Below are 13,562 nucleotides of genomic sequence, written 5' to 3'. Positions count from 1 at the left end.
ATGGCGAGACTATTTAGAAAGACATTTATTGATCAATATGAAAAGCATCAAACTTTGTCGTTGATTTTGCCTGAAAGGGCATTTCGCTTTTTTAAGCCTATTGCTTATTTGTTTTGTGGTTTCATGTTGGTGTTAGTGATTTGGATGCTGTTCGCCCGAATTGAAGTGCATGTTAAAGCTAAAGGCATGATTTTACCCATAGGCGGTATTAGAGAAAGTGTTTCCCTCGGCGATGGTCGAGTGGTTAAATCCTTTGATTATGAAAATGGTGATATTGAATCTGGTGACCCAATCCTCATTTTGAGCGATCCAATAGCTGAAAATGCCTACCTTTCTGCAATGACACTTTATCAATCAGAGCTTGAGGTAATTAAAGCCGAAGAGAAAAAAGCGCAAGCTAAATACGATGAACAATTGAAGTTATATCAGCAAAAAATAGCTAATAGCAAAGACAAAATCGGTCGATTAAAAGACTTAAAAGCCACGTTTGAAAATGTGCTTGTTAGTTATAAGCGAGTAGGCAAAAGTTCGTTAAAAGACAGCAAAGTCGAGCTTGCGAAAACCAAACAAACCTATAAGCGTTATATCAGTAAATTAAAAGCCTTGCAGTCGAAAGGTTACAGCAGTGAACGCACGTTAATCCCGCTATTGAGTAAATATGAGGAGTTAGCTCAATCGCTTTCAACCCTTGAAGAAGCCAAACCTAAGTTGAATTTGAATATCACTCAGCAAGAACAGCAAATTGCTACGATTGATGATGACATTACTCAGCAATACCTTGAAATTCAAACCGATTTAAACACCATTGAACAAGGGAAGTTTGAGCGTCTAGCATCGGTTAATAAAATTGCTCTCAAGCAACAAAAAGCAATACAAGCACTGCTCAAGCTTGAGCACAAGAACTGGGTTCAACAAAATATTTTTACCGAATACGACGGAAAACTGATTGATACAAAAAAACGTGTAGGTCAGGTGGTATCAAAAGGGGAAACCATTACCTTACTCAGCGTTAAAGTGCAAAAAAAGAAAAAGATGCTGATTGTCTCTCCGCAAGCTCGTTATGGCCATTTTGATTTTAAGATTAATCGAAAGCTAACGTCAGTTTACGTTGAAGGCGCAAATCAAGGTGCGTTACTCGATGATTTAAAGAAGCAATTAGCAGATATTGACGATTTATCGAATGTCAAAATTAAAGGTGACTCAGTGGTCTTTGAGTTTAATGAAAACCAAGTATCACTTAAGCATTACCAACTGCACTCTGAAAACGATATTCCGGTATTTAGTAGCCTTGAAACGGTGGGGGAGAACTGGACTAATGATCAATTGGTCAATATCGCCATATTGCGTTACCAAGACGCAAAACTTGTCAACAAAGGCGATACCGCGCTGATACAGCCTTTGTATGAAAAAGCCATAATCGGTGCCAAGTTATCAGCGAAAATTCAATCGATCAGTCCATTTGCACTGACAAAAGTACAATCTTATTCTTTGGTTGGCGATAAGGATTTAGCCAGTAAAATCATTGGAGATGTACCCGGCGAGGTTGTGATTTTGAGTTTAGATAAAACAGCAACTGGAGCCTATGACTGGGGAGGAAGAAAGCCTGTCAGGCCAATTTCTCCGGGAGTGCCAACAAGCGCCATCATCACCATTGATGAATTAGCGCCAATAGAAGTAATCATTCCTTATATTGCTAGGATCTTTATTGGTCGAAGTTATTAACGGAGTTCAAAATGGGAAACAAGGATGTGTTACAGAAAAAAGTCGAACCTAGATTTGATTTAACGATTCTAAATCGGTTATCGAATACCACCAGTATTCGAAGAATTTACGATGATATTCGAAATCATTGGCAACAAGATCCAGTGCTAAAGAGTTTGAGTTTATCGTCTCAAGTAACTTCAATTAAGTTACCTAAATCTATCGATCAAACTGCAGCAATAAGTTGTTTGGATTATCACTTTGAACGCTTTTTTCTGCCCACAATGAGTGCAATACAAGGCGATGCCTATTTTAAGCAAATACAATCAGTAATTGATTTTCCTGAGCAAGTTATAAAACAAAGAGGTTCGTTAATTATTGAATCGGTACATCACCAGAGCGTGTTCTCTATTTTTTATTGTTTGGCCCTCATGACTTATCAACAGCAAGGCATTTCTCATGTCATCATGATGTATCAGCAAAATGAGCCAGATCCTAGGCTGGTTTACTCTAAAGAGCTACTAAAAAAACTGTATCAGATAGATGTTGAATTGATTCAATTTGATGGCGGAACAAATTGGTATAAGCAAGTTAAGCGCTCGATATCGGAAAACTCGCTGATTGTTTATCTGGGTGATATGTCTCCGAATGTTTTTCAAGGCAAAGCCAGTAATAGTGATGAGTATAAGTTGAAGCTAACTGTTGCTGATGGTAAATCGATTGAAGTTAGTCGATTAAGTGTCGCCGAAAAAATCAGTAACAAGCTTGGAATCCATCACTTAATCGCTAACATTGAGGGTAACAAACTCACAGTTGAAGCTGCTGAGCAATCAAAACAGGTATTGGTGTGCCCTATACAATCATGGATTTTCTGGCCAGCCATTGGAACCGTATATGGAGGGTAATCAGCACTCTCTCAATGTAAAGCACTTGCAACATTTTTTAGAGCCAGTTGCTTATATTGATTGGTCATCAGTTTCTAATGTATCGCTTCCCGTCGGCAAGTCTGAGAAGTTTTGGTTACTGGCTTTTAAGAAGCTAGGCTTTATCCATACTGATTGTGAATTAGCCCCTCCTGAGTTGAGAAACGCACCACTCTTGTTTGCGGTTCACCATTCTCATGGCCCCATTCTCATACGTACAACGGCAAAGATGATCAGCTTAACGTCTACCCATGTTTTGGTTCTAAATACAGGGGAAGAGCTCAAAATTCGAGATACTAATGACTTTTTTCAGCAGCTCGAAAGTTATCAGTTACTGATTGATGCTTTTTCATGGAGTAAAGAAGTTAAAGCTGAATCTTTAGCGGAGTATATTAATACACCAATGAAGCGCTTTTTATCGCAATTTATGAAGCTGAATTTTGCGGTGAGCATGATGGTGAGCATTCTGTTTATGTCGGGTATGGATACGTTAAAGTTTATTGTACCTACGCAGTCAGTAATCACTTACATGAATGTTGGCTTTCTTATTTTGGCCGTTATAACCAGTTTTGTTTTTGGTAAATATTTGATGCAACGAGCTCAGAGTTGGATTGACTCTGTATCGCAAGAAAGGCTGACGTATCTAAGGCTATCTATGCTTTGGGCATTGCCTGTCGATAAGCAAAATGACATAGCAAAGCTAAGCCGAAATGCTCAACACTTAGCTCACTTAAAAATAACTTATCGTCAAATGCTGGGTAGCTGTTTTGCGCTCATTCCATTAGCAATGTCCGTCTTTTCTCGAGCACCATTCGCATTAGTGGTAGTGCCTATCATATTGACGTTTTTAGCGGCGATATTGAGTATTAGAAACAGAGAGACCATTGCGTCACTTAGTGAGCAAACGCAAGCGCAACTTATCGCAAGTCAACAAGCGTTAAATAAGTCTATTCAAAACGTTAAACCAGATCTTTACTACAAACGAATCGATACCGCGATGGCTCAATACCAACAAGAGCACATTGACTATTTGGCCAGCGATAGAGAACTTAAGCAGAATATTCAAAGTAACTTATATCATCAGCATTTTTTTCAAGGGCTTGCGCTGAGTGTTGCTATGCTTGTGAGCGCCCACTTAGTCAGTGATGATGTTACAGGTTTCAGTTTGAGCATTAGCAGTGCTTATATGATTTTGTACTTGGTGAATACGGTATTTCGCTCTTTTCCCAAAATCGTCATCATTTTTGATTTAAAAACCAGTATCGATAAAGGCATTGCAAGCATGCAGCAACTCATGATGCCGATGTGTGAAACTATAGACTCTGAAAGACTAAGGTTAACGGCATTGTCGATTCGCTTTGAGCAGGTAAAACTCCCTCATGATTGTCACTTCAAAGGCTGTGACAGCCTAACAGCTGAATTTTTTCCTCACTCAATTATTGATATCAGAGGTGCATCTGGTGCAGGGAAAAGTACTCTTATTCGTTGTATTTTAGGCAGTGAGCAAGCTTATTCAGGCGAAATAAGAATTGCTGGCGTAGCCTCACATCGATTAACAGAACCCGAAAGAAAGAGCTTATTTTCTTATTTAGGCCAAGAGTCTCGTCTGTTTATTGGCTCACTCAAAGACAATCTAGTGCTATTTGCACCAGAAAATACTTCTGAACGAGAGCTATGGAATGCGTTAGATACGGTGCAATTGGGTGATAAGGCTAAGCAGTTGCCCCTGGGGTTAGACACTCCTGTAATGTCAGCTGCTGCGTCATTTTCAACCGGAGAGTGCCAACGAATTTTACTCGCGCAGTTGTTATTTAAAACGTCAAAAATTTTGATCTTAGATGAAGCGCTATCAGGCATACCAGAACAAATGGAGTTGCAAATACTTACTGAACTTAAATCACACTACGAATACATCATTCGAGTCAGCCATCGAGTGGAGCTTCAACATATTGCTGATGAAGTGATTGAATTGAGTATTGGAGTTACATCATGACTGAGCCGCTGACTACCGAAATTCGATTACAGCAGCATCCTGCCGAGTGTGGTGCTGCTTGTTTGGGGATCATATTGGAGTGGATGGGGAATTACCAATCAACCAGTCACTTAAGAACATTATGTGGCGTGAATCGAGACGGTGCTACGGTGGCACAGTTACAAAAAGGGGCGTTTCAACTAGGGCATAAATCCGTCGTAAAAAAGAAAGGATTAAATGCGCTTAAAAAGTTAAATCGACCTGTCATATTGCACTGGAACTTAAGTCACTTCGTGGTGCTGGAGCAAATCCAAGAAGAAAAGGTGTATGTAAATGATCCTGCAAGGGGGAGGCGAGTTTTATCTATCGATAAACTTGCAGAGCATTTTACTGGGGTTTGCATCGAAATCGAGGACAAACCTAGCAATGAAGGTGAAGGCGTAAATAAATCATCGTTTTATGACTTTTTATTACCAGTATTCAAACAAAAAGCCACTAAATTTGTGCTCTTGCCGGGTATTATTTTTATGGTGTTGGAGGTCATATACGCGGGACTTTTCCATGCTTATTACGATATTGCGATTGCCAATAACCTTAAAAGTTGGGTTGCGATAATAGGCTTATCGGGGATCACTACCATAGGGCTAAGTTGGCTAATCAACCGTATCAGCCTGAAATTACAACTTTATCTAAATCAAGATGCCGAATATCGGTTTAATCAAAGCATAATACAAAATTTAAGCAGCAAAGATATCGATTTTTTTGACTCTCATTATGATGGAGAGATCAGTTACAAGGTTTCAGGCTTACGAAATCTATCCAGCAAGCTTGGGCAAGCGGTTTTTACCTTTTTTGACTCGATAAGCATTACCATCGTATCGCTGATACTAATCCTATTGATTAACCCGCCTCTTTTTGTGGTTACCATCATCCCGTATCTTTTACTGCTGGGTTATCGCTTGAAAATAAAAAAACAAGTTAAAGAGCTTACAATAGAGAAATCCCGTGTCGAAACTGAATTCAATGGTCATCTTAATCAAAGGTTATTTGATCTCAAGCGATTTGGATTGATGGGAATGAGATTTGAAATTCTATCGCCACTGATGGGACGTGTATTTCCACAATTTACACCAGATTTCGAGCTGAAAAAGTTTCTTTCTCGTTATCAAACAGTATCACAGACTATAGATTCAGTTACGCCTGCTTTGATACTGTTTTGTTCTTGTTACTTATTAATAAAAGGTGAATTAAGCTATGGTGCTTATTCGTTTACCTACATGCTCAGTTTGACGGTATTGCCTAAGATTAAGCAGTTTCAAGGTCATGTAGATGAATACCTAAATAACAAAGATATCGCGATTGACACTGCAGCATATTATCAAACAGAGCAAACGACAGAAAAAACTGAGGTTGATGTTGAGGCTAAAGATTCAAAGGCGTTATTTCAGCTGATCGATATGGGTTTTGGTTACAATGGTATTGATTGTGACTTGTTTCAGCGAAAGAACTTAATCATCTATAAAAACGATATTTTGTGTTTAGTGGGAAACAGCGGCTCAGGTAAAAGTACCTTATTTGATTTACTGTCGGGTCAAAGAAAGCCGATAACAGGATACGCTCTTTATAAAGGCAAGCCGGCTTTTAAAAATGTCGATGTAGGTTTTGTCTTTGCCAATGAAGAAATCTGTGGCTCACTCACCGAGTTTTTATTTTCTGGCAATAAACCAGATGTAAACAAAATGAAGCAAGTATTAAAACTGGTAGAACTGGATAGAAGACTTGGATTTCATGCCGAAAATAACAGTAATACTCCTCTTGAGCCTGAGCAGTTTAGTGCTGGAGAATTGCAACGATTAAGTCTGGCTAGAGCCCTATGCTATCATTCTGAGGTGATCTTTTTCGATGAAGCTTTTAGTCATGTCGATGCTGAAACCAGCAAACGAATTATCGAACGCTTAAAGCAACAAAGTGTTACCTTAATCATGGTTTCACATCGAAGTGAAATCAGTCAGCTAGCCGATTATCAATTCGAAGTTGAATAAAGTCTGAACTCTTAAAACAGGTTAGCAAAATCATACTGTTATTCTAACAATGATGGCTTAATATATGCGCAGTTTGTTAGATTGGGCATGATATGAAACAAGTTTTGGTTTTCTGCTGGCTACTGCTGTTTTCTCATTTTTCTTATGGTTTGAGTTATGACTTACCAGCAAATGGGGATAGATTAGTAGGACGTAATGAGATTTATGTTGTACCCCAAGGTAAATTATCTTTAGAGCATATTGCCGCTCAATTCAGTGTTGGTTTGACGAATTTGATGCAGGCCAACCCAAATGTTGATCCTTTTCTTCCCAAAGCTGGGCGTAAGCTCATTATTCCCCACAAATTGATCCTTCCTAAAACCATTCGCCGTGGTATCGTCATCAATCTCGCTGAAATGCGTTTGTATTATTACCCTAAGGGCAAGAAAACCGTTGAGGTGTATCCCATTGGCATTGGTGAGGTGGGAAAAGAAACCCCTGAAAATTGGATTACTCGAGTTTGGCGTAAAAAAGCCAATCCCACATGGACACCCACCACCAAAATGAAAGCAGAATATCTAGCACAAGGTGTAACCTTGCCAGATATTTGGCCCGCGGGCCCAGATAATCCAATGGGAGCTTATGCACTTTATATAGGTAACATGTTTGCGATTCACGGCACTAATGCCAATTTTGGTATTGGGCTAAGGATCAGCCATGGTTGTATACGTTTAAGGAATAATGATATTGAGCGTTTATTTAAAATAGTGCCTATTGGGACGCGAGTACAAATTATCAATGAGCCAATCAAAGCTACCGTTTTGAGTAATGGTGAGCGCTATATTGAGGTTCATCAACCGTTATCAAAAAATCAGCAACAATTTGATTCTAATAGCGCCGCCCCATTAATGATTTCAAAACCAATTATGAGGTTTATTGCCAATGCGGCTACAGACTCAGAAGTGTTGAAAAATTCGCTAGAAAAACGCTCTGGGTTGCCTGTTGTTGTGGGAAAGGGGAAGAGAAAGCCATCTGAGAGAATTTAATTTAAATGAGTTTCTAGTCGTAAAATGATAACCTGTTAATATTATTGAAATATTTTTCTTTTTTTGTTTGTAAGGCAATTAGTGTAAATGGAGCTTATATGATATTGACAAGAATACCTATTATTACCGCTTTATTGTTAGTAGTTGGATGTGATAATAGACAAACTCTCAGTCGGGTTGACAGTCAAAAACAACAAACAAGTTTGAAAGAGCTAGATAGTAGTATCCAGCAAAATTCGTCTCTTTATTCTTATAAATTTAATAATTCATTATTTAAATCCTCAAGCGCTGAGCTAAGTGCCGGAACGGTGGTTTTTAACTCTTTGTTAGGAGAAAAGGGAGTCGTAAAAGGAACTATTGTATTTGTTGCTAATAAAATAGTGCTCAAAGGACTAGCTATAGAAAATGAAGTCAAAGCTATAGCAGTTGATACTTGGGAATATTATCCTAAGAAGGATAAAAACATTTGGACGGAATATAAAAGAATCAAAGAACAAAAAAGAGTAAATGTCACTGAAATAATCATTGATTATTCACCTATGGAATCAAGCAATTCAATGTAAAAATAAGGCCTTCAAACAGAAGGCCTTATTAGACTAAGATTTTGTCAGTTATCCAAGAAGTTACTTAGTTTTACGTCTTAATCCTAACAGTGGAATTAGAATTAGAGATATAAACCCTAGACTACCACCCGACTTTTTCTTAGCTTCTGGGGCTGGAGCGGCTTCCGATTTTGCTTTCACATCAACCGAAGATTTAGTTACAACACTACCTTTACCATCGCTGACTGTCAGCTCAAAAGCTTGCTTTTCATCACTAGAAATATCAGCAGTTGTAACAATAAGCTTATTTGTATCAATTCCTTCTAGTTTAGCGTCAGTTCCATCGATTTGTTTCCATGAATAAGTGAGATTATCCTTATTCGCATCGATTGCTGTAGCTGTCAGAGTCACTTTGTCGCCTTCTGTGATACTGGTTTTATCAACTGTAATGGAAACAGTTGGTAAACGGTTATCACAAGCAAAAGAATCACCAGCAACTACATTATTAAAGATTGGAGCCGTAGCATTTTTAACAGTAATGTTATCGATCCACCAACCTAAGTCATTAGCAGCTCCATCCGTTGCGATTCTGAAGCGAATTTTCACTTCGTTACCATTTAGCTTGTTACCAAAATTGATCACTTCGACACCACCAAAATTACCTGCAGGTCTGAAACGACCATGGTAAACTGGTCTATCAGATAGTGATTGTGAATCTTGTTTTTCTACGGAGCCAACATAGCCATACTTAAATTCACCACCGACACTTGCAGCATCAACCCAATCACCACCATTTACGCTAATTTCAATAACACCTGCGTCATAACCTCTTTCGATAGCATAGAAATGCCAGAAGCTGAATTCAAAGTCACCGTCATATCCAACCGTAAATGTTTTAGATTCTACCGTTGTGTCTGATTCAAACCCATTGTTTTTAAGATGAATTGTTTGTTTTCCAAGATCGTGCCCTCTTGAAAATAGTCCGATCAAAGAACCATCATACGCGCCATATGTTGACTCAGCTTTCTCTCCGCCTTTGAGAACTTTTTGAGTTAAATCCTTCTTCCAAGTAACGCTCTCCATATCAGAAGAAGTGGATGAACCATTTAATGGCTTTGTTTTAAACCCATAGTTAACTGTTGTGGTGATTGTGTAGTCTTCAGGAACTTCCACTCCTTCAATTTCATCGAAGCTAATTTTAAATTTTATTTCATCGGCAGTTGATGCTTCTTCTAGAGTAAATTCAAGAGGGCGGCTCGTTACAGATTTGAACACATTCAACTTATCAAACGTTACTTTTCCTTCATTGGCAAAAGTAACTTTATGCTCACTGACAACTTCAACATTAGCTGTAAGTCCTTCTAAGGACTTGTTTCCTGAATTTTTAAGAGCAAAAGTAACTGTGCCAGTTTCACCTTTGTCTAAAACTCCATCCTTAGTGCAATAGCCATTTGTTAATCCTTCGAAGTTATTTTCAAATTGGTGACTGGCTACATTGAATGCTGACAATTCTGTTTTAGTTGATTCGACAACACCTTTATGGTCTCTAGAGAATCTTGATGGCGAGACAGCTCCTAAGCCCATTCCGCGTTTAGCAAATGCCGATAATATGAGTTTATAATCTTCAATATCATTAGCATAAGCAGCAGCTAGTAGGGCATCTCTGGCCTCCGTATATGTAGGAGATACTGGGGTCATCTTATAACCAGCTACAAGATAATCTTTCATGCGGCTTTGAGCTTCTTTGAAGCTATGGCGCTCATCGTTAATCAAAGCAACATAGGAGTCCCAAAGCATAGATGCCCATACTTCACCAGAAGCGTGAACTTGTGGATTACCTTCGATTGCTTTGAAGGTGTGGCTGTTAATTTCTGTATTTGTAGAGTAAGGCATTCTTCTGATGCCTCTTTGGAAATTAGCAACATACGAAGTTGCAGCATAGGCTGTTTCGAATTTTTCATTTCCAGCAATCAGAGCATCACTCTCTTCAGTTAAGAGTAGCAATGCATGGAAATCTCCCCAGCCTTCACCTAATGAACGACCTTGGTTGTTGCTTAGGCCAGAACCGTTACCCACTAATCGATTACTGATATAATGACCCCATTCATGAGCAACAATGCCGTTATCCCAAGAACTAGCTTTAAAGTCTCTTGGCTTTTGTTTACTGAATAATGAGACAGTTACATCACCATCAGCCATCATTTTATAGATGTTTTTACCATCGTTTTGGGAAATCATAACGTTTGGAATGGTAATGTCTTCAGCATTATCGCCGCCCATTCTTAAAGTAGCATCGCCATCTTTATTATTCGCTACAATCACAGCTATAGCACCAGCAGCTTGAGCGTGCTCGATTTTTTGTACGAAAGAACAAGCGCCGCGATCGATAACTGCTATATTGCCTTTAATTGCATCAGTATTCTCTAAATCAGTACAGGCATCGTTTTTAGTATCAACAGTATCTTCTGCTCGTACCAATTTTGCCGTGATTTTTTCATACGAAGAAGGGCCTAAAGCAGATAGAGTTACAGATTGTATCAGTGTTTCCCCATCATCATTTTTTATGTATGCGCCATAGTCTTCACCCTTGACAGCGTCTTTATCCCATAAATACATCTGCATACGAGGAGAGCGACCATCGGCAGGGGTTAGCATATTTGCGTTATTAAACCCTGAGTTATCTTGCACCTCAACAAGTAGCGGATCACCTTCTTCTCCACCACGATCATAGTTGACCTCTTGGGCGTTACCAGCTTTTTCATCAAAACCGTGATTGTAAAAATCATCATGCAAATAGTTGTTTACTACGAAAAGGTTAACAATTGCCGCTTCACGGTTTTTGCGTGAATATTCAGGACTATCGGAATCATAAGGGTAATCGAAAGTGTTTGCGCTAGTGACCTCAACAGTGTAATCACCGTTTGTGAAACCATCAGGAGCGACAACATCTACGTATGAACGAACATTATTACCAAATACCTTAGTGGCGTCATCTGCAAGCCAAGGGTCATTTGTTTTAATTGGACCATGAGTTAACTCTACAAGAGGCGCATCTAGGTATTTAGCCGTAATGAAGTCAGTTGGCTTACTGTCTGGTTTCGCTGGGATGACATTTCCATGTGGGCTGTCCCAAGGTTTACCGTCAGCATTCAGGTATGCTCTGTAGTTAAATTTTGAGGCGTGACTAACTAGATTATTTTTATAAAGAACCTTACCATAGTTGTCAATAACAAAACTCATATACTCTGAGTCCACAGAATCAATATGACTCGCTTCAACTTCAACATAGTGTGCAGGAATTAAGTTACCATTTGCTTCAAAAAATACTTTTTTGGCTCTTGGTATTCCTTTTAACTGAAATTTTGCCTCTTGAGAGTCGGTTACATACTGCTCATACTTTGATGAATCAGAGTCAGTTTTTAGTAATTGTAAGAACTCTGTGTCTCCTCCCATTGTTTTAAAAGCAGTTTTGATTGCATCTTCAGGAGTGCCGAATTGTTGCTTTGCAATGGTACTCAATTGGGAGATACCGTTCGAAGGTTCTATCGCTAAATACCCAGACGATGCCACTAATTTGTGTTCAGAGTCCATCATGATATTGAGCTCACGATTGAATATTTCAATCCCGAGGATATCTTGTTTATATTTTGCTATCTTTGCTCCCTTTTCAGGGGCATGCATGCTGACCATTGATATATTCATGAGTCCGCTTTTAGCTGGAGTAACTCCAGACAGTTTGTTTAAATAGTAATCAGCGGCAGCACTCGCTTTAAATTTATTATCAAGTGGCGTTATCGGAGCAAGCTCATCATCTATACCAGCCCATTGAAAAGTTGTTCGTTGCATTTCTGCATCATATTGAGATGGCATTCCGGTTTTAGAGTTTGTATTCTTCTTAATACCGAATTGAATGGGTTTAATAGTGATTTGATCTTTAGTGATGATATCTGTTTGTTTAGCCTGAACAGCACTAAACGCAAGTGCACTCGAAATAGCCAATGCAATTTTAGTTTTCATTAATTAATTCCCTGTAAGTTTATTTTGTACATCTTGCAAGTATCTCTAGTTATGATTAGTAGTTTTGTATTAGCTCGAAAGTTTGAGCTGTTTAATCGATACTAGCAGACCAGTTTGTAACTTACGGTAAATCTTAATGCAACATTTGTTTAACTAATTTGAAATAAAAGTTTTAAAAATTGGCTTTTTATTCCAAAAACACCTAGACATGCAGTTTTATATGATGAAACTGCATGTTATTTAGGGGATAAATATTATTTATTTTTGCTTTTAGATGGGATTGGGTTACTGAAGTGTCGTGATGTTATAAAAAGGAATTACACTAGAAAAAAATAATTCTTTAAGAGAATAAGGCTGCTTGAAGGTCAAGCTTTTCGCATGTAGTAGTAATCTTGGGCTAAGACTTTTGGCTAATGTGTCGGCATAAAAACGGTCACCCAGAATCGGATGACCGATTGCCATCATGTGAACTCTTAATTGATGAGAGCGACCAGTAATTGGTGTGAGCTTAACTAAGGTTGAACGTTTACCATAACTCACTACTTCAATATAAGTTAAAGACGGTTTGCCTACTTGATGACAGACCTTTTGTTTTGGGCGGTTTGGCCAGTCACAAATTAATGGTAATTCAACCTTTTCAACCTTTTTAGAAACATGACCAGCTACTCGAGCGTAATAGACCTTTTTGGTCTCTCTATCTCGAAATTGGCGTTTGAGTTCACTTTCCGCTTTTTTTCTAAGTGCTAGTACCATGATCCCAGACGTTGCCATGTCTAAACGATGAACGATTTGGGCATTAGGGTGGAGCTGTCTTACACGATGATAAATGCTATCAAAATGAGCAGGATCGCGTCCTGGTACAGACAGTAAACCAGAAGGTTTGTTGACGACAATGACATCTTTATCTTGGTAAATGATGTCTAACCAAGGAACACTTGGCGGTGAGTAAATAAAGTCGTCTGACATATCGAATAATGAGCCTGAAAAAAGGTCGCTCAAGATAGCGATTCGATGCCTAAACTTCAAGTGTTATCTTAGTTACTTTGCATAGAAGAAAACGAGTATCTCATTAAATCCAAATACATAGCGAATCAAGTTCACAACACCTGTATATTTTTGAAGTAGAGCGATTACCTTAACTTGAGCTGACTTAATGAGTCCTTGATACGGAATAAACCTATATTTTTCGTGGCGATGCGTCACCAATTGGGGTAAAATGCGCGCGACCAACGTGATAGTGATCGCATTTTGACAATTGTTTTTCGTGAATTTAGTGCTAAAAAATAGTACTAAATTCTTGTGCTTATTGCTTAATGTGGCGCTTTTGTATTTCCCTCAAA

8 protein-coding genes are annotated in these 13,562 nt (G+C 38.6%); 6 read left to right on the top strand and 2 right to left on the bottom strand.

Annotated elements, in window-relative coordinates:
• The 6 genes from AC1EU0_RS03580 to AC1EU0_RS03555 all read left to right on the top strand — a co-directional run bounded on the left by AC1EU0_RS03580 (position 1) and on the right by AC1EU0_RS03555 (position 8,226).
• Positions 1-1,722, top strand: coding sequence for an HlyD family secretion protein (locus AC1EU0_RS03580; protein ID WP_480300563.1), 1,722 nt, complete (start codon positions 1-3; stop codon positions 1,720-1,722).
• An 11-nt stretch (positions 1,723-1,733) separates the two neighbouring features.
• Positions 1,734-2,606: a hypothetical protein gene (locus tag AC1EU0_RS03575; protein ID WP_480300562.1), complete on the top strand. Its 873-nt coding sequence runs from the start codon at positions 1,734-1,736 to the stop codon at positions 2,604-2,606.
• Entirely contained in the window at positions 2,596-4,617 is a 2,022-nt protein-coding gene (locus tag AC1EU0_RS03570; protein ID WP_480300561.1) for an ATP-binding cassette domain-containing protein, read from the top strand. Before AC1EU0_RS03575 ends, AC1EU0_RS03570 begins: the two co-directional genes overlap by 11 nt.
• The gene (locus tag AC1EU0_RS03565) at positions 4,614-6,638 is read left to right on the top strand and encodes a cysteine peptidase family C39 domain-containing protein (protein WP_480300560.1); all 2,025 of its coding nucleotides are present in this window, start codon (positions 4,614-4,616) and stop codon (positions 6,636-6,638) included. Before AC1EU0_RS03570 ends, AC1EU0_RS03565 begins: the two co-directional genes overlap by 4 nt.
• Positions 6,639-6,730: 92 nt before the next feature.
• Positions 6,731-7,663, top strand: coding sequence for a L,D-transpeptidase family protein (locus AC1EU0_RS03560; protein ID WP_480300559.1), 933 nt, complete (start codon positions 6,731-6,733; stop codon positions 7,661-7,663).
• Between the two features lie 98 nt (positions 7,664-7,761).
• Positions 7,762-8,226, top strand: a complete 465-nt coding sequence (locus AC1EU0_RS03555; RefSeq protein WP_480300558.1) for a hypothetical protein — start codon at positions 7,762-7,764, stop codon at positions 8,224-8,226.
• A gap of 60 nt (positions 8,227-8,286) precedes the next feature.
• Here the strand turns inward: AC1EU0_RS03555 and AC1EU0_RS03550 are convergent, their stop codons facing one another.
• Positions 8,287-12,222: a rhombosortase-dependent M36 family metallopeptidase gene (locus AC1EU0_RS03550; RefSeq protein ID WP_480300557.1), complete on the bottom strand. Its 3,936-nt coding sequence runs from the start codon at positions 12,220-12,222 to the stop codon at positions 8,287-8,289.
• Between the two features lie 285 nt (positions 12,223-12,507).
• Positions 12,508-13,188, bottom strand: coding sequence for a bifunctional tRNA pseudouridine(32) synthase/23S rRNA pseudouridine(746) synthase RluA (gene rluA, locus AC1EU0_RS03545; RefSeq protein ID WP_480300945.1), 681 nt, complete (start codon positions 13,186-13,188; stop codon positions 12,508-12,510).
• Positions 13,189-13,562: the final 374 nt, after the last annotated feature.

Source organism: Parashewanella sp. 2210YD4-3, from assembly GCF_056591735.1.
This window is presented reverse-complemented; position numbering and strand designations above follow the sequence as displayed.